A 16,777-nucleotide genomic window follows, 5' to 3' on the forward strand; every position below is an offset into this window, starting at 1 on the left:
CCGGGGTCGCGACGTGGCGCGACCGCGCGACCGCGACGTGGATGAGCGAGTCCTCGCGCCCGCGCCGCCCCGGCCCGCTCCAGCCACGAGAGCGGGCCGGTGTGGCGACGTACACCCCGGGGTGTACGGCAACCCAGTCACGTCGACGGAGCAGCCGGTTGACGTCGGTCACCGTCAGCCCGCCCGCCAGCGCCTGCCGGCGGGCGAGCACGCCACCCTGCTCCGTCATCAGCCGCGCCGCGTCCACCCGGACACCCTGCCGTCTCGGCACCCGGCCCGGGGGCTCGCCACCGAGGTGGTGGATATGCGGCTAGCGACTACCCAGCTCGTCCTTGTCGGTGTGCTCGGGCACGAGCACCGGGCGCAGCCGGGCCCAGGTCAGGAAGGCCAGCCCGAAGACGAGCATCGCGATCCCGGCCCACAGGTTGGCGTTCGGGCCGCCGGTCTTGTCGGTCTCGGGGTCGCCGAAGATGCCCATCAGCGTCAGGATCACGCCGTACACCCCGATCAGCCCACCGATGATGTTGCGGATGTCGAGAGCGCCCGCCTGGTGCTTGCGCTCGGAGCTGCTGTTCGAAGACATGCGGTCCTCCTCGGGGGACGACATCAGAACACGAGGTTCAAGACGATGACCATGGCGAGCGCGATGCCGGCGAGCGGCATCGTGCGGCGGTACCAGGGGTAGGACGCCTCGTTCTCGTCGACCAGGTCCTCACGCGGGGTCTCGGAGTAGACCAGGCCGCGCAGCTCCTCGGGCGGCTTCGGCTTGGTCATCATCGACACGATGATGCTCAGCACGATGTCGACGACGAACGCCGCACCGGCCGCGACGAAGGACGCGCCCTGGCCGGCCAGCGGGAGTACGCCGAGGCTGGCCGAGCCGAAGGCGTCCTCGCTGAGGAAGGCCACCGCGACGGCCGACAGGGTGCCGGCCGACAGGCCGACCCAGCCTGCGGTCGGAGTCATCCGCTTCCAGAACATGCCGAGGATGAAGGTGGCGAACAGCGGGGCGTTGAAGAACCCGAACAGCGTCTGGAGGTAGTCCATGATGTTCGAGAAGTTCGAGGCCAGCTGCGCGGTGCCGATCGCGAGTACGGCGGCCGCGACGGTCGCGACCCGGCCGACCTTCAGGTAGTAGGAGTCGTCGCGGTCCTTGACGACGTACCGCTGCCAGAGGTCGTAGCTGAAGACGGTGTTGAACGCCGAGATGTTGGCGGCCATGCCGGCCATGAAGGCGGCGAGCAGCCCGGCGATCGCCACGCCCAGCAGTCCGTTGGGCAGCAGGTCGCGCATCATCAGGATCAGCGAGTCGTTGAACTGGACCGTGCCGTTGGCCCCGCCGGACACGGTCTCGCCGGCCTTGGTCGCGGCGATCTCGGTGACGAGGACCGCGGCGATCATCCCGGGCAGAATCGTGATGAACGGGACCAGGATCTTCGGGAAGGCCCCGATGATCGGGGTCTTGCGGGCCGAGGAGATCGAATCGGTCGCCATCGCGCGCTGGACCTCGACGAAGTTCGTCGTCCAGTAGCCGAAGGAGAGCACGAAGCCGAGGCCGAAGACGATGCCGACGACCGACCAGAAGTCGGACTCGAAGCCGGTCAGCGCGTTGCCCGGCCAGGAGTTGAGCTGGTCGGCCGCGGACGCCGAGCCGCCGATCCCGGCGTTCTCGGTGATCTTGTCGGTCAGGCCGTCCCAGCCTCCGACCTTGTGCAGGCCGATCAGCGTCAGCGGCAGCAGCGCGGCCACGATCACGAAGAACTGCAGCACCTCGTTGTAGATCGCGGCCGACAGGCCACCGAGGGTGATGTAGGACAGCACGATCGCGGCGGCGAGGACGAGCGCGAGGGTGAGGTTCCAGCCCAGCAGCGCCCGGATGATCGTCCCGAGCAGGTAGAGGTTGATGCCGGCGATCAGCAGCTGGGCGACGGCGAACGAGACCGAGTTGACCAGGTGGGCCCCGGTGCCGAACCGGCGGAACATGAACTCGGGGACCGAGCGGACCTTCGAGCCGTAGTAGAACGGCATCATCACCACGCCGAGGAAGAGCATGGCGGGGACCGCGCCGATCCAGAAGTAGTGCACGGCCGGCAGCCCGAACTCGGCGCCGTTGGCCGACATGCCCATGATCTCGACGGCACCGAGGTTGGCGGAGATGAACGCCAGGCCGGTGACCCAGGCCGGCAGCGAGCGGCCACTGAGGAAGAAGTCGACCGAGTCGGAGACCTGGCGGCGGGCGATGACCCCGATGCCGAGGACGACGGCGAAGTACAGGCCGATGATCAGGTAGTCGACGGCATGCGCGGAGATGATCGTGTCGCTCGCGAGCGGACTCGTCATGGCGGTGCCCTTCGTGCAACCGAACCGGTTGCGTCGTCCGAGATTGACCTTCGGATCGGGTTCCCCGCGGCCGCTGCCGACAAACCGTGACGTCAGGTTGACGTCGTTCACCCTTGCGTTGACGTCGTACTGGTGTCATGGTGGTGCACATGGACATCACGCCGTACGTCGAGAGTCTGCGCCGCGACCTGCTCGCCGCCGCCGAGGGCGCGGGCGAGGAGTCCCGGCAGCTCGCCGAGCGGCTCGGCTTCGCGCTCGACCCGGCCGCCCGGCTCGCGATCATGGAGGCCGTCTCGCAGGCGGCCGCCGAGATCACCGCGGAGCTGCCGGCGGGCGCGGTCGGCGTACGCCTGAACGGGCGCGAGCTCGACTTCGTCGTCGATGCCGCCCCGGAGGCTGCCGTCGCGCCGGCCGACCGGGCGCCGGCCGAGGAGCCCGAGGACGACGGCGCGATCACCCGGATCACGCTGCGGATGCCGGAGTCGGTGAAGGCCCGGGCCGAGGAGCTGGCGGCGCGGTCCGGGCACTCGCTGAACACCTGGCTGGTCAACGTGGTGCGCCACGCGACCCGCGAGAACGCCATCAGCGTCGACATCGACCTGTCCAGCATCCCGTTCCTCGGCGGCAGCGACGCGCCGGGAGCCTGGCGCAGCGGCGGCCGCCGGATGACCGGCTGGCAGTAGCCCCCACCCGACCAGGAGACCCCATGAGCGAGCACACCTTCGAGACCCCCGGACCCGTCGAGCTCTTCGTCGAGGTCGGCAAGGGCACGGTCCACGTCCGGGCCACCGAGACCGCGACCGTCGAGGTGCAGATCCAGGGCCGCGACGCCGAGCAGGTCCGCGTCGAGCAGCACGGCCGCCGAGTCACCGTGGTCGCCCCGCGTCAGCGCAACAACCTGTTCGGCAGCGACGCAGGGCTCCAGGTCGACGTCACCGTGCCCGAGGACAGCGACGTCGCCATCCGCACCGGCTCCGCCGACGTCGTCGTCGAGGGCCGGGTCGGCGACGGCCGGCTCCGGAGCGGTTCGGGCGACGTGCGGATCGAGTCGCTGGGGGGCCCCGGCGTGGTCGAGACCGGGTCCGGCGACGTACGCGTCGGCGCCGCGCTCGGCGACCTGCGCGTCAAGAGCGGTTCGGGCACGGTCGAGCTCGGCCGCACCTCGGCCACCGTCGCGGTCTCCACCGGCTCGGGCGACGTCGTCATCGGGAGCGCCGACGGACCCACCGCGGTGAAGACCGGCTCCGGCGACCTGGTCGTGCGCGAGACCCGCACCGACGTGACGCTCTCCACCGGCAGCGGGGACCTCGCGGTCGCCACCGCCCACCGCGGCCGGATCACCGTCAAGGGCGCGTCCGGTGACGTGCTGGTCGGCGTCCCGGCCGGCGTCCCCGTCTGGACCGACATCACCACGGTCTCCGGCGAGATCCGCTCGGCCCTGGCCGGCGCCGGCCGGCCCGCCGAGGGCCAGGACCACCTGGAGCTCCGCGCGAAGACCGTCAGCGGCGACGTCGTCCTGGTCCGGGCCTGAGCCCTTCGGTCCTCCGGGACCAGCAGCGGATCAGGACTTCATGGCGACGCCCTCGCGCCAGTAGCCCATGAACGCCACCTGGCGCCGGTCGACGTCGAGGCCCTTCACGAGCGCGCGCCGCAGCGCGGTGACGACCTTCGACTCGCCCGCGATCCAGGCGTAGAGGTCGTCGAGGTCGTGGCCGACGTGCGTGATCGTGGCGTCGACCTGCTCGCCCGAGGAGGAGTACGACGGCGTCTCCCACAGGTCGGGGTCGATCTCGTCGTCGGTCACCTCGAGCGGCTTCAGCGGCGCGCCGAGATGCTGGAGGACGGCGGCGTGCAGGGCCTCGCCCCGGGGAGCGCCCGCACGCGGCAGCCAGGTGATCTCGACGCCGGTCGGGTGCTGGAGGGTCTGTACGTCGGCCGCGAGCGGCACCTCGAGGTACGCCGCGCCTCGGGCGTGGCTCGGGAGCGCGGCCAGGATCGCGGCCACCGCGGGGAGGGCGGTCTCGTCGCCGACGAGCAGCAGGCGGCCCGCCGTACCGGGGACGAACTCGATGCCGCCGAAGGCCGCGCCCTTGCGGGGCGCCAGCGTGACGATGCGGTCGCCGACCTGGGCCCGTGCCGCCCAGGTGGACCCGGGGCCGGCCTCGCCGTGCCCGTCGACGCCGTGCAGCACGAAGTCGACGACGAGGCGGGTGTCGGCACCGGAGCCGAGGACGTCGCGCACGGTGTAGGTGCGCATGTGGCCGCGCTCCTCGGCGGGTCGCTCGAACCAGGTGGCCATCCAGTCCTGGTCGACCCCGACGAGCGAGGGCAGCGGCTGGTCGCCGTGCGGGAAGACGAGCTTGATCCGCTGGTCGTACAGCGGGCCGTCGACCCCGAACTCCGCCAGGGCGGGCGAGCCGAGCTCGATCCGCACGAAGCTCGGCGAGAGCCGGTCGACACCGACCACCTCGACCTCTTCGAGGAGCATCGGCAGGTCCGGGGCAGCGAGCGTGGTCATCTTCATCCTCGATTAGGTGAGCCTAAGTAAGGCTCACCTTACGGGACGGGTGCCCGTCAGATCGAGGTGCGGTGGAAGTTCTGGAAGGACCGCGACGGTGTCGGGCCGCGCTGGCCCTGGTAGCGCGAGCCGTACTTCTCCGAGCCGTACGGGTGCTCGGAGGGCGAGGAGAGCCGGAAGAAGCAGAACTGACCGATCTTCATGCCGGGGTAGAGCTTGATCGGCAGCGTCGCGACGTTGGCGAGCTCCAGCGTGACGTGCCCGGAGAAGCCGGGGTCGACGAAGCCGGCGGTCGCGTGCGTCAGCAGGCCCAGCCGACCGAGTGACGACTTGCCCTCGACCCGGGCCGCGATGTCGTCGGGCAGCGTGACGACCTCGTACGTCGAGCCCAGCACGAACTCGCCCGGGTGCAGGATGAACGCCTCGTCGCCCTCGGGCTCCACCTCGCGGGTCAGGTCGGACTGGTCGGCCGCCGGGTCGATGTGGGGGTACTTGTGGTTCTCGAAGACCCGGAAGAACCGGTCCAGCCGCACGTCGATCGACGACGGCTGCAGCATCGCGGGGTCCCAGGGTTCCAGGGCGATCCGGCCCTCGTCGAGCTGGGCGAGGATGTCGCGGTCTGACAGCAGCACGCGCACAACCTACCGGTCATGGGCCCGGCGCCGCCGCCGCTTCCAGCGGTACGACGAGCACCGGTACGCCGGCCACCCCGGCCAGCCGCTCCTGCAACGCGGGCCGGTCATCGATCTCGGTGTCGGGCGGCACTCCCACGACCAGCCCGGTGCCGCCCGCGCAGCCGGACGTCGCGGTCACCTCCACCCCGAGGTCGTCCGCCTCCTCGATCGCGGCCGCGGCCCGGTCCACCTGGTGCCGGGAGAGCGGCACCTCCTCGAGGATCACCCGCACCCGGTCCGCCCGCTCGCCGGCGAGCGCCTGGACCACGCCCGGGACCGGCGCTCGCCACTGCACCACCACGGCGCCGCCGGCGACCCAGGGCACCACGTCGTAGCCGCCCTCCAGGCCGCGGACCTCGCGTCGTACCTCCCGGGCGACTGGGGCGAGCCGCTGCGCCACCACCTCGGTGACCTGGGCGAAGGGGTTCGCGTCGCCCTGCGGGTCCTGCCACGGCGCCACCACCGAGACCCCGCGCGGGACCAGCTCGGTGCGCGCCCGGGCCACGTCGCCGGAGACGAGCGCGATCAGGCCGAGCGGGCTGCTCGCGGCGCGGCGTACGACGTACCCGTCGCCGACGTAGCCGCCCGCCCACTCCGAGATCCCGCCCTGCTCGACCAGGTCGGCCGGCGGCTCGGAGGCGCGGGTGAAGGTGCGGTCGCAGGTGAAGAGGTCGCCGGCGGCCGGCAGGTCCACGCGTGGGGGTTCGGCCTCGTCGTCGCAGGCGGACAGTCCCGCGACCATGACCAGCACCACGGCGGCCAGGCCGCGTCGTACCCCTGTCATGTCCTCATGGAACCACCGATCAGAATGTCCGCATGCCGCATTTCCGCCGATTCGTCGCCCTGGGCGACTCGTTCACCGAGGGCGTCGGTGACCCCGACCCCACCCGTCCGAACGGTCTGCGCGGCTGGGCGGACCGGGTGGCCGAGGTGCTCGCGGATCAGTCGCCGGACTTCGGCTACGCCAACCTCGCGATCCGCGGCCGCAAGCTCGACGGCATCCTGGCCGAGCAGCTGGAGCCGGCGATCGCACTGGCCCCCGACCTCGTCACGATCTACGCCGGCGCCAACGACATCCTCCGGCCGCGGGTCGACCTCGACGCCCTGGCGGAGCGGTACGACGCCGCGCTCGGCAGGCTCACCGCCACCGGCGCCCGACTGCTGGTGTGGACGGCCTTCGACCCGGCCGGGAGCGCGCTCTACCGCCCGGTGCGGGGCCGGTTCGCGCTGTACAACGAGCTGGTCCGCGAGGCGGCCGACCACCACGGGGCGACGATCGTGGACTTCTGGCGGCTCCGCGACTACCGCGACTGGCGGCTGTGGGACGAGGACCGGATGCACCTGGGACCGGCCGGCCACCAGCGGATGGCCGTCGAGGTGCTCGACACCCTCGGCGTATCGCACGACCTCCAGCCGCTGCCGCTGCGCGAGGTCGTGCCGCTGTCCCGAGCCGAGCAGCGGGCCGCGCACACCGCCTGGGTCCGCGAGTCAGCCGGGCCCTGGGTGCATCGGCGACTGACCGGGCGCTCCTCCGGCGACGGCCTCGAGCCGAGGTACCCCGCTCTCGCCCGACCCGGCCTGGGGTAGCATCCTCCCGCCGGTCCGCCCGGCGTGCGGATGTAGCTCAGTTGGTAGAGCGCGACCTTCCCAAGGTCGATGTCGCGAGTTCGAGTCTCGTCATCCGCTCCAGTCCCTCCCCCTGCCGAGTCGGCAGTAGTTCACGCGCGAATCGGCAGAAATTGCCGCGCCAGTCGGCACGCGTCGGCACCTTTTCTGCCGACTCGTCGGTCTACTTCTGCCGACTCGGCGTGCCCCGGGGCGGGAGGAGTGTGACTGGTGTGGCAATTGACAATCAGTGTGGCCAGTGGTGATGGTGGAGCGGCTCCCTCTTCCCCCCATGTCTCGGAGTCTCGGATGTCTCGCCCACGATGGATCGCCATCGGCGCGCTAGCCCTGTTGCTGGCCGTCGCCCCCTTCGTCCCCCGGGGAGGCGATGACGACGACGGTGCGATCACGCCCTCCGGGCAGCAGGAGTACGACGCCCGCCCGGCCGCCGCCGCTGGCCTCGGCCAGCTGACGCCCACGGCCGCGGACGAGATCGAGCGGGTGCTGGAGCAGGGGCAGCGCGAGACCGTGGCCGCCCGGGCCACCCCCGCCGCGCTCGCCGCCTCGCTGACCCGGTGTGCCGAGTTCGAGGGCCAGCGCTACTGCCTCGGCACCGGCTGGACCCAGGACACCCAGGCCGAGGTGCAGGCCCGGGTCGCCGGCGCCGCCCGGCCGGTCGCGGCCCGGGCGCGTCCGGTCGAGCAGACCGGCGACCTCGACACGGCCTCCCGCCTGCGTCGTACCGCCGCCCTCCCGCCGGCCCAGCGCGCCGCGCAGGAGCGGGCCGAGCTGACCTCGGCCGCCCGCTCGGTGGCGAAGGTCTGGCTGCTGCGGCACGAGCTCCAGGGCGTACCGCTCCCGGACGGCTTCCTCGAGCGGCACCCGGAGGCCCGCGCGGTTCCCGGAGCGGCCCCGGTTGCCCGCACCAGCGCCGCGGACTACCCGGCCTCGGCCCGGATCATGAAGGCGAGGCAGGTCGCCTCCCAGACCCAGACCTACTGGTGCGGACCGGCGACCATGCAGATGATCGCCTGGGGCTGGCGGGACAGGAAGCGCGCCCAGTCCCGGTGGGCCGCCCGGCTCGGCACCACCACCGACGGCACCGCGATCTCCAACATGGTCGCGACCGTCAACAGCTCCACCGGCTGGGACCGCACGGACCACGCCGGGCCCTACATCGTGCTCGACATCGGCGACTGGTCCTACCGCCAGTGGTCCCGGCTGATCATGAAGCACATCGCCGTCTACCGGGCACCGGTCGTGCTGCACCCGATCCTCCTCAAGCGCTTCTACCCCTATATCGACGACGACGCGTCCGGCCACTTCCAGGTCGGCCGGGGCTACCGCCAGCGGCCGGGCAAGGCGATGGCGATCTCCTACTTCGAGCCGTGGGACCAGCAGCGGTTCGACCGCTCGGAGCCGTACGTCGAGCGGGTCCAGTGGCGCAGTGCCTACAAGAGCTACCGCGCCAACAAGGAACACCCGCACCAGAACATCGGCGTCTGATGCGGAGGCTCCGGTACGCCGTCCCCGCGGTCCTGCTCGTGCTCGCGAGCTGCTCGAGCGACCCGGCCGGCGACTCAGGCTCCGAGCCGCCCGAGGCCGCACCCACGCAGCCGACGCCGACGGGGGCCGAGTCCACCCCGGCCCCGGCGCCGCCCGACTGGCAGCCGGTCGAGGGCCCGGTCGACCGCGCGGTCACCCGCAACGCCCGAGGGACGGAGCTCACCGGTGCGACCCACCGCGAGACCTTCCTGACCGAGACCCACTCGCTGGTCGTCGAGCAGGACCCGCAGGAGTCCGAGCCGGCCCGGGCGGTGCTGACCGACCTGGACTCCGGCGAGGAGACCGTGCTCGACGGGAGTTCCGAGGTGCCGACGACCACCGGTGGCACCTGGGCCCTCGGCGACACGTCCCTGGTGCACGCGACGATCGCCCCGGACGGCTCCTACTGCCTGGCCACCGTCCAGCTCGCCACGACGGCGGCCACCCGCGGCTGGTGCGCGCCGGAGCGGCACGGCTTCACCGGCGCCCGGATCACCGACGCCGGCACCACCCTGCAGACCTTCGACGATGCCCGGCCCTCGTGTCGCACCGTCGGCACCGTCGAGGGCGCAGAGGTCGCGCCGTTCCCCGACGCCCCGGCCTGCACCGCCTGGGACGGCCTGCTCCTCGAGTCGGGCCCGGTCTGGTCGGTGGTCCGCGAGGAGCGCAACATCGAGCAGGTCGACCTCTTCGCCCGGGGCGCGGACGGCGTCGTCGAGCTCGGCCCCGGCACGTCCGGCACGCTCGTCGGGTGCGCAGGCGCGGCGTACTTCGTCCGCGACCCGCAGAACGCCACCGACCCGGCCCGCCTGGTCCGCTGGGACGGCACCAGCGCCGAGGTGGTCTACGAGTCGCCCGCCGGGCCGGCGTTCCTGGAGACGCCGCGCTGCGGCGGCGACGTCCTGACCGTCACGGCGTACGCCGAGGGCGGCGACGAGCAGGTGTCCGCCCGGGTCGGATGAGCGCCTCCGTAGGCTGGGCCGGTGAGTGAGTTCGCAGGCTTCCCGGCCGCCGCCCTGGACTTCTACGACGATCTCGAGGTCGACAACACCAAGTCGTACTGGGAGAAGCACAAGGGCGTCTACGCCGCGTCGGTCAAGGCGCCGATGACCGCGCTGTGCGCCGCCCTCGCACCCGAGTTCGGCGAGGCGAAGATCTTCCGCCCGTACCGCGACGTCCGCTTCGCCAAGGACAAGACGCCCTACAAGACCCACCAGGGCGCGTTCGTCCGGGTCGGTGAGGCGACCGGGTGGTACGTCGAGGTCTCGCCGCGCGGGGTCCGCACCGGCGCCGGCTTCTACGAGGCCAGCGGGCCGCGGCTCGCGGCGTTCCGCGCGGCCGTGGCCCACGAGCGATTCGGGCCCGAGCTGGAGAAGATCCTGCGGAAGCTGGAGAAGGACCGCTTCGAGGTGGGCGGCGACCGCCTCAAGACCAGCCCGCGCGGGTACGACGCCGACCACCCGCGCATCGAGCTGCTCCGCCACCGGTCGCTCACCGTCGGCCACTCGCTCGGCTTCGAGCCGGTGATCCACACCCCCGAGCTGCTCGACCTGGTGCGCGACGACTGGCGGGAGCTGCGTCCCCTGGTCGAGTGGATCGCCCGGCACACCAGCGTCTGACCCGCCGGCGTCCGACTACTGCGGCTACTCGAGCCAGATCGGATCCTGCACGAGGTCGGCGACCTGCTGCTCGGTGAGGACGGGATCGGCCAGCACCGGGTCGGTGTTCTTCTCGGACGGCGCGTTCCAGGCAATGGCCGTGATCGAGAACCCGTCGTCGGTGAAGTACGTCGCGGTGGCGGCGAAGATCCCGGTCGGGCCGCCGCCGCTCGCGGGCTCCTCATAGGCCAGGCTCGTGAGATGTCCGCCGGGCACGGCCGTGCACTCGGCACCCGGAGGGTGCTGACCGCATCCCGGCACCGTCGAGTGCTCGAGCACGATCGACACCATCGCCCCGTCGAGCAGGACCGACCCCGCCTGGAAGCCGTTCGCATCATCGGGCTGCTGGTCCCAGGCCCGGGGCTGGGTCACCCGCCCCTCGAGTCGCTCGCCGAGCACCCGACCCATCTCGGCGGGATCGGGGCCGAACCGGCGCAGCTGGGGGGCCGCCGGCGGCGTGGGCGACTCGGTCAGTTCGCCGGGCGCCGAGGTGGGCGCCTCCTCGTCGAGCCCGGCCGGGCTGGTCGGCGCTCCGGCGAAACCGCCGGTCGAGCGACCCGGGTCGTCGCCGCCGACCAGGTCCGGCGCAACCGCGGCTCCGAACACCGTGGCCCCGACCAGCGTGACCGCGCCGAGCGCGACCCCGCTCCGCCGGCGACGCCGCAGCGTCCGCCCGCGCCCAGCGCCCCCGGCCACCAGTCCGGCCACGTCCGGGTCCAGCCCGGACCCGGCCCGCTCCAGCAGGTCGCTCATCTCGTGCTCGTTCATCGCGTCGTCCTCTCCCGCGCGCGCTCCAGCGCCCGCATGCTCCGGTTGCGGACCGCCCCGGCACTGATGCCGAGGCGGGTGGCGACGTCCTCCACCGAGAGGTCGTCGCTGTAGCGGAGCACCAGCACCGCGCGGTCGATCGGGGCCAGGCCGGCCAGCACGTCCCGCAACCCGAGTCGCAGGTCGCTGAGGTCGGTCGGGTCGGCCCCGGCGACGTCCGGAAGGTCGGCGTACGGCAGCTCCCGGCTGGACTTGCGCCGCCGATGGCTGAGGAACGTCCGGACCAGGGTGGTCTGGGCGTACGCCGCCGGGTTGTCGATCCGCCGCCACTTCACGAAGACCTTGGCCAGCGTCTCCTGGACCAGGTCCTCGGCGCCGTGCCGGTCACCGCACAGCAGCCACGCGGAGCGGTAGAGCCTCGGTGTCCGCGCGAGGGCGAACTCCTCGAAACCGTCGTCGTCGCTCATCTGCTCCCCAGGGTCCGTAGCTCGGGTGGTGCTCCACCCTCTACGACGCACGGGGGACGCGCGGCGTCACACCTTCGTGAACGACGCCATCGTCCGCTCGGGCTCCCAGAACGCCTTCATGGAGGCGACCCGGCCGTCGTCGTGGACGACGTAGACCATGATCAGCTCGGTCGTGGTGTGGCTGCCGTCCGGGAAGCTGGTCTTGATCCGCCCGATGTTGGCGCAGGTGTTGCTGCCGGGGTTGGCGAAGGACTCGTAGATCTCGAACTCGAAGGTCGCGATCGGCTCGATGGCCAGCTTCCAGAACGCCGAGATCCCCTCGTGGCCGTGGTGGCCCTTGCCGTCGGGGTCGAACATCGACGGCCCGACCGGGTCCTCGAGGACCGCGTCCTCGGCGTACACGGTCAGCCACTCGGCGAGGTCGCCCTTCGCCACGGCGGAGTACGAGCGCTGCGACGCGGTGCGCGCGGGGTGGAGGTCGTTCGGGGCGGTCCAGGTGATGGCTTCGGACGTGATCATGACCGCAGCGTAGAACGAGTTCTACTTTTCGGCGAGCGATGCTTCATCCACGCGCCATGCCCGGTTCAGCCGGTGGCCGCCGGTCCCGCCGACGCTGGGGCCATGACCAAGCGAGCGGCGTATCTGATCGTCGGCCTGCCGCACGGCGGCGGAACCTTCCTCCCGGCGGCCCTGCACGCGCACGGGCCCAGTCTCGAGGAGGCCGGACTGCGGCAGCCGGCGCGGTCGGCGGACGAGATGTTCCGCGCGTCCGTGGAGATCCGCCGCGACCACCAGTCCTGGGGCCTGCGACGTCGCGACGTCGAGGGCGCGTGGTCGGGCGTCTGTCGGCGTGCCGACCGGAGCAAGGGCGACATCGTGGTCGGGCACGAGCTGCTCGCGGCGGCCGGCGACCCGGAGATCGCGCTACTGGTCGACCGACTGCCCGGGTTCGACGTCCACGTCGTGGTGGCGGCGGGGCCGGCCGACCCGCGACTGACCCTGTTCCCGGACGACTACGACCTGGGCGCGGTCCTGGACCGCTGGGCCGCGCACGTGCGCAGCCCCGACCGCGTGCACCTGCTCGTGACCGATCCCGGCGACCTGACCGCGACCTGGGCGGCACTGGGACGGGTCGTGGGCTTCGACGCCGGGCTGCTCCCGCTGCCCGCCGACCTCGAGGTCACGGCCGACCAGGACCTCGGCGCGCTGCGACTTCTCGCGAGCTCCGCGGGTCTGCTGGCCACCGTCGAGGAGCTGCGCCGGGCGGCCGAGGAGTGGGCGAAGACCATCGCCGAGGGTGGGTACGACGTGCAGGGTGACCTCGGCGGACTCGCACCGAGCTCTCCCCACGGGGACGACGACGAGCCGGTCCAGGCCCGTCTGGACCTGGTCAGCGGCGCCCTCGCGGAGACCGTCGCCGAGCTGGCCCGACTGCGGCGCGAGCACGCCCAGCTGCAGGTGCGCGCGGCGAAGCTGCAGAAGAAGCGCCGCAGGCTCAAGCGCCGACTGGCCGATGCGACCGGCGACTGAGCACCGGTCAGTGCGGCTGCCAGGCGTCCTCGTCAGCGGTCCGCGCCGTGACCGCCTTGGGGAGCTTGCGGTCGGCGAGCTGCTGGATCGAGACCTGCTCGAAGACGTCGCGCAGGGATCGGCGGGCCGCGATCCAGACGTGCTGGAGCACGTCCGCGGCCTCGTTGTAGGTCACGGCCTCAGGACGCAGGCCGTAGACCGAGACCAGCGGGCCGTCCACGGCACGGATCACGTCGGCCACCGACACGCCGTCAGCCGGCCGGCCCATCCGCCAACCACCGGACTGGCCGCGCTGGGACATCACGATGCCGGCTCGGCGCAGGTCGGCGAGGATCGCCTGGAGGAACCCGTGCGGGATCTCCTGGAGCCTGCCCAGCTCCTCGGCACTGACCGCGCGACCGTCCGCCCGCGACGCCATCTCGATCAGCGCGCGCAGCGCATAGTCGGACTTCGCGGAAACTCGCATGGGTGCAGTGTGTCAGAAATGTCGATGCACACACTCGGCGACTCCCCGCCGGCGAGTGCTGCGACGGCCGCCGCTGGCGACGGCTCAGGCCAGGACCAGGTCCTCGTCGCCGTCCTCGGCCTCGACCATCCGCGACCGGCGCTCCTGGCGCACAGCCCAGGTGATGCCGGCGATCCACAGCACGCCGAGCACGGCGGCGACCGCGATCACGACCGCGTCGGAGCCGCCGACCGCCTCGACGATGGTCTTGGAGTTGGTCAGCACGATCAGCCCGCCGGCCCCGACGCCCAGCACCCGGGCGGCGAGCTTCTTGACCAGCCACGCGGCGATCGGCGCCGCGATCACGCCGCCGGCCAGCAGCGCCGCGGCGTACGACCACTCGATGCCCTGCGAGCCGAGGGCGAGGATGAAGCCGAGCGAGCCGCCGACCGCGACGACGAACTCCGAGGTGTCGATCGAGCCGATCACCTTGCGGGGCTCGAGGCGCCCGGAGGAGAGCAGCGTGGTGGTGCCGACCGGGCCCCACCCGCCGCCGCCGATCGCGTCCAGCGCGCCGCCGATGACACCCATCGGGGCGAGCATCTTCGCCGACGGCCGGCTCTTGAACGTCGGCCGCCGGCCGCCGAGGACCAGGAACCGCCAGATCACGTAGATGCCCAGGCCGAGCAGGATGCCCGCGACCCAGGGCTTCGCGGTGTCCCCGTCCAGGCTGACCAGGAAGGTCGCGCCCGCGAAGGCGCCGGCGAAGCCCGGGATCGCCAGGATGGAGACGGTCCGCCAGTCGACGTTGCCCAGCTTGTGGTGGGCGAAGCCGGACACCAGCGAGGTGCCGATCTCGGAGAAGTGGACGGCCGCGGAGGCCGCGGCCGGCGCGACGCCGGCCGCGAGCAGCAGCGTCGACGAGGTGACGCCGTACGCCATGCCGAGCGAGCCGTCGATGAGCTGGGCCAACAGGCCCACGAAGCCGAGCACGATGAGCTTACGCATGAAGGTTGCACCCTTGGGTCGTTCGGTGACTGCACCATCACCGACCGGATATAAGACAGTCGACAAGCATGAATTGGCTTATTCGACTGAGCTAGTACAGATTGCGACGCCGCCTGCTGTCAAACTCCCGGCCGAACTTCGGGCCCTGCGGGTGGCGAAGGCCACGCCCGCCGACATGTTGCACGGGCGCGAACCCCGACCTACCATTAAGTTACCGGCCAGTAGCGCTTTCTGTTGGCCGCTTTCTCGACAGCCGATCGATCACGGAATAGGTGTGCACCAGTGAGCCACTACAAGAGCAACCTGCGCGACATCGAGTTCAACCTCTTCGAGGTGCTCGGACGCGACCAGGTCCTCGGCACCGGCCCCTTCGCCGAGGTCGACGCCGAGACCGCGCGCGAGGTGCTGGCCGAGGTCGACCGGCTCTCGCGCGAGGACCTCGCTGCGTCGTACGAGGACAGCGACCGCAACCCGCCCGTCTTCGACCCCAAGACCAACACGGCGCCCATCGGCGAGTCGTTCAAGAAGAGCTACCAGGCCTGGATGGACTCGGAGTTCTGGCGCCTGCAGATCCGCGAGGAGCTCGGCGGCACCCCGGCGCCCCCGAGCGTCATCTGGGGCCTGGCCGAGATGGTGCTGGGCGCCAACGCCCCCATCTGGATGTACGCCGCGGGCGCCCCGTTCGCCGGGGTCGTGTGGAACAACGCCAACGGCGTGGCGCGCGACCAGCGCATCGCCCAGATCATGGTCGAGCGCCAGTGGGGCTGCACCATGGTCCTCACCGAGCCCGACGCGGGCTCCGACGTGGGCGCCGGTCGGGCGAAGGCCGTCGCCAACGACGACGGCTCGTGGAACGTCACCGGCGTGAAGCGGTTCATCACCTCCGCCGAGCACGACATGAGCGAGAACATCATGCACCTGGTGCTCGCCCGCCCCGAGGGCGTCGAGGGCGTCGGCGGGCCGGGCACCAAGGGCCTCTCGCTCTTCTGGATGCCCAAGCACCACTTCGACCACGAGACCGGCGAGCTGACCGGCGAGCGCAACGGCGTCTACGTCACCAACGTCGAGCACAAGATGGGCATCAAGGTCTCCAACACCTGCGAGGTCACCTTCGGCGACCCGCAGGTCGGTGGCGGCGAGCCGGCGAAGGGCTGGCTGCTCGGCGAGGTGCACAACGGCATCGCGCAGATGTTCGACGTCATCGAGAACGCCCGGATGATGGTCGGCAGCAAGGCCATCGCCACCCTGTCGACCGGCTACCTCAACGCGCTCGAGTACGCCAAGTCCCGCGTCCAGGGTGCCGACCTGACCCAGTCCGGCGACAAGACCGCGCCGCGCGTCACCATCACCCACCACCCCGACGTACGCCGCTCGCTGATGACGCAGAAGTCGTTCGCCGAGGCGATGCGGGCCCTGGTCCTCTACACCGCCTCCGTGCAGGACGAGATCTACCTCGCCGAGGCCAACGGCGAGTCGGGCAGCGACGAGGCCAGGCTGGCCGCCGCACTCAACGACCTGCTGCTCCCGATCGTCAAGGGCTACGGCTCGGAGCGCTCCTGGGTGCTGCTCGGCACCGAGTCGCTGCAGACCTTCGGCGGGTCGGGCTTCCTGCAGGAGTACCCGCTGGAGCAGTACGTCCGCGACGCGAAGATCGACACCCTCTACGAGGGCACCACCGCGATCCAGGGCCAGGACTTCTTCTTCCGCAAGATCGTCAAGGACCAGGGCAAGGCCCTGGGTCACCTCGCGGCCCAGATCCAGCAGTTCATCGACTCCGAGGCGGGCAACGGCCGGCTGAAGAACGAGCGGCAGCTGCTCGCGACGGCGCTCGACGACGCCAACGCGCTGGTCGGTCACATGATCAACGACCTGATGTCGGCGCAGGAGGAGGTCCGCAACCTCTACAAGGTCGGCCTCAACACCAGCCGCCTGCTGATGGTGCTCGGCGACGTCGTCTGCGGCTGGCTGCTGCTGCGCCAGGCCGAGGTCGCGTTGGAGAAGCTCGGCGGGGACGCCGGCAAGGACCGGGCCTTCTACGAGGGCAAGGTCGCGGGCGCCCAGTTCTTCGCCCAGACCAACCTGCCGAAGATCAGCGCCGAGCGGGCCATCGCCGAGGCCACCGACCTGTCGATCATGGACCTCGACGAGAGCGCCTTCTGACGCACGCTCCTCCCGACGCCCCTCGCCATCGCGGCGGGGGGCGTCGTGCGTCCCGGGCC

18 protein-coding genes and 1 tRNA gene are annotated in these 16,777 nt (G+C 71.7%); 9 read left to right on the plus strand and 10 right to left on the minus strand.

The window, feature by feature from the left end; genetic code table 11:
- Positions 1-310: 310 nt before the first annotated feature.
- Both MUB56_RS02870 and MUB56_RS02875 read right to left on the minus strand, forming a co-directional pair.
- Positions 311-583 carry a hypothetical protein gene (locus tag MUB56_RS02870; protein WP_244930410.1) on the minus strand — a complete coding sequence of 91 codons (273 nt, stop codon included), beginning with the start codon at positions 581-583 and terminating at the stop codon, positions 311-313.
- Positions 584-606: 23 nt separating this feature from the next.
- Positions 607-2,340, minus strand: a complete 1,734-nt coding sequence (locus tag MUB56_RS02875; RefSeq protein ID WP_244930411.1) for a sodium:solute symporter family protein — start codon at positions 2,338-2,340, stop codon at positions 607-609.
- Between the two features lie 149 nt (positions 2,341-2,489).
- Here MUB56_RS02875 and MUB56_RS02880 point away from each other — a divergent pair, with 149 nt between their 5' ends.
- Both MUB56_RS02880 and MUB56_RS02885 read left to right on the plus strand, forming a co-directional pair.
- Positions 2,490-3,023, plus strand: coding sequence for a pilus assembly protein HicB (locus MUB56_RS02880; RefSeq protein ID WP_244930412.1), 534 nt, complete (start codon positions 2,490-2,492; stop codon positions 3,021-3,023).
- A gap of 23 nt (positions 3,024-3,046) precedes the next feature.
- Positions 3,047-3,871, plus strand: coding sequence for a DUF4097 family beta strand repeat-containing protein (locus MUB56_RS02885; RefSeq protein WP_244930413.1), 825 nt, complete (start codon positions 3,047-3,049; stop codon positions 3,869-3,871).
- A gap of 30 nt (positions 3,872-3,901) precedes the next feature.
- Here MUB56_RS02885 and MUB56_RS02890 read toward each other — a convergent pair whose 3' ends face one another.
- From MUB56_RS02890 to MUB56_RS02900, 3 genes are read right to left on the minus strand one after another with little or no spacing between them, the layout of a single operon-like run.
- Positions 3,902-4,858, minus strand: a complete 957-nt coding sequence (locus MUB56_RS02890; protein WP_244930414.1) for a siderophore-interacting protein — start codon at positions 4,856-4,858, stop codon at positions 3,902-3,904.
- Between the two features lie 56 nt (positions 4,859-4,914).
- Complete coding sequence (gene dcd, locus MUB56_RS02895) at positions 4,915-5,490, minus strand: dCTP deaminase (protein WP_244930415.1); 576 nt, start codon at positions 5,488-5,490, stop codon at positions 4,915-4,917.
- Between the two features lie 16 nt (positions 5,491-5,506).
- Positions 5,507-6,316 carry a hypothetical protein gene (locus MUB56_RS02900; RefSeq protein ID WP_244930416.1) on the minus strand — a complete coding sequence of 270 codons (810 nt, stop codon included), beginning with the start codon at positions 6,314-6,316 and terminating at the stop codon, positions 5,507-5,509.
- Between the two features lie 32 nt (positions 6,317-6,348).
- Between MUB56_RS02900 and MUB56_RS02905 the strand changes: the two genes are divergently transcribed.
- The 5 genes from MUB56_RS02905 (at position 6,349) to MUB56_RS02925 (ending at position 10,301) form a co-directional block, all read left to right on the plus strand.
- Entirely contained in the window at positions 6,349-7,119 is a 771-nt protein-coding gene (locus MUB56_RS02905) for an SGNH/GDSL hydrolase family protein (protein ID WP_244930417.1), read from the plus strand.
- Positions 7,120-7,145: 26 nt separating this feature from the next.
- Positions 7,146-7,221: transfer RNA gene (locus MUB56_RS02910), tRNA-Gly, on the plus strand.
- Between the two features lie 225 nt (positions 7,222-7,446).
- Positions 7,447-8,643: a C39 family peptidase gene (locus tag MUB56_RS02915; RefSeq protein ID WP_244930418.1), complete on the plus strand. Its 1,197-nt coding sequence runs from the start codon at positions 7,447-7,449 to the stop codon at positions 8,641-8,643.
- The gene (locus MUB56_RS02920) at positions 8,643-9,644 is read left to right on the plus strand and encodes a hypothetical protein (protein WP_244930419.1); all 1,002 of its coding nucleotides are present in this window, start codon (positions 8,643-8,645) and stop codon (positions 9,642-9,644) included. Before MUB56_RS02915 ends, MUB56_RS02920 begins: the two co-directional genes overlap by 1 nt.
- Before the next feature lie 21 nt (positions 9,645-9,665).
- Positions 9,666-10,301, plus strand: coding sequence for a DUF2461 domain-containing protein (locus MUB56_RS02925; RefSeq protein WP_244930420.1), 636 nt, complete (start codon positions 9,666-9,668; stop codon positions 10,299-10,301).
- A gap of 24 nt (positions 10,302-10,325) precedes the next feature.
- Here the strand turns inward: MUB56_RS02925 and MUB56_RS02930 are convergent, their stop codons facing one another.
- From MUB56_RS02930 to MUB56_RS02940, 3 genes are all read right to left on the minus strand, one after another.
- Positions 10,326-11,108: a hypothetical protein gene (locus MUB56_RS02930; RefSeq protein ID WP_244930421.1), complete on the minus strand. Its 783-nt coding sequence runs from the start codon at positions 11,106-11,108 to the stop codon at positions 10,326-10,328.
- On the minus strand, positions 11,105-11,575 hold the full coding sequence (locus MUB56_RS02935; RefSeq protein WP_244930422.1) for a SigE family RNA polymerase sigma factor: 471 nt from the start codon (positions 11,573-11,575) through the stop codon (positions 11,105-11,107). Before MUB56_RS02935 ends, MUB56_RS02930 begins: the two co-directional genes overlap by 4 nt.
- 66 nt (positions 11,576-11,641) lie before the next feature.
- Positions 11,642-12,094 (minus strand): nuclear transport factor 2 family protein, encoded by a 453-nt coding sequence (locus tag MUB56_RS02940; protein WP_244930423.1) that lies wholly within the window; start codon positions 12,092-12,094, stop codon positions 11,642-11,644.
- Between the two features lie 102 nt (positions 12,095-12,196).
- Here MUB56_RS02940 and MUB56_RS02945 point away from each other — a divergent pair, with 102 nt between their 5' ends.
- The gene (locus tag MUB56_RS02945) at positions 12,197-13,105 is read left to right on the plus strand and encodes a hypothetical protein (protein ID WP_244930424.1); all 909 of its coding nucleotides are present in this window, start codon (positions 12,197-12,199) and stop codon (positions 13,103-13,105) included.
- A gap of 7 nt (positions 13,106-13,112) precedes the next feature.
- Here MUB56_RS02945 and MUB56_RS02950 read toward each other — a convergent pair whose 3' ends face one another.
- Positions 13,113-13,571: an Rrf2 family transcriptional regulator gene (locus tag MUB56_RS02950; RefSeq protein ID WP_244930425.1), complete on the minus strand. Its 459-nt coding sequence runs from the start codon at positions 13,569-13,571 to the stop codon at positions 13,113-13,115.
- 84 nt (positions 13,572-13,655) lie between these two features.
- Positions 13,656-14,558 (minus strand): sulfite exporter TauE/SafE family protein, encoded by a 903-nt coding sequence (locus MUB56_RS02955; protein WP_244930426.1) that lies wholly within the window; start codon positions 14,556-14,558, stop codon positions 13,656-13,658.
- Between the two features lie 282 nt (positions 14,559-14,840).
- Here MUB56_RS02955 and MUB56_RS02960 point away from each other — a divergent pair, with 282 nt between their 5' ends.
- Positions 14,841-16,718, plus strand: coding sequence for an acyl-CoA dehydrogenase (locus MUB56_RS02960; RefSeq protein ID WP_244930427.1), 1,878 nt, complete (start codon positions 14,841-14,843; stop codon positions 16,716-16,718).
- Positions 16,719-16,777: the final 59 nt, after the last annotated feature.

This window comes from Nocardioides sp. W7, assembly GCF_022919075.1.
In the GTDB taxonomy this organism is placed as follows: Bacteria; Actinomycetota; Actinomycetes; order Propionibacteriales; family Nocardioidaceae; genus Nocardioides.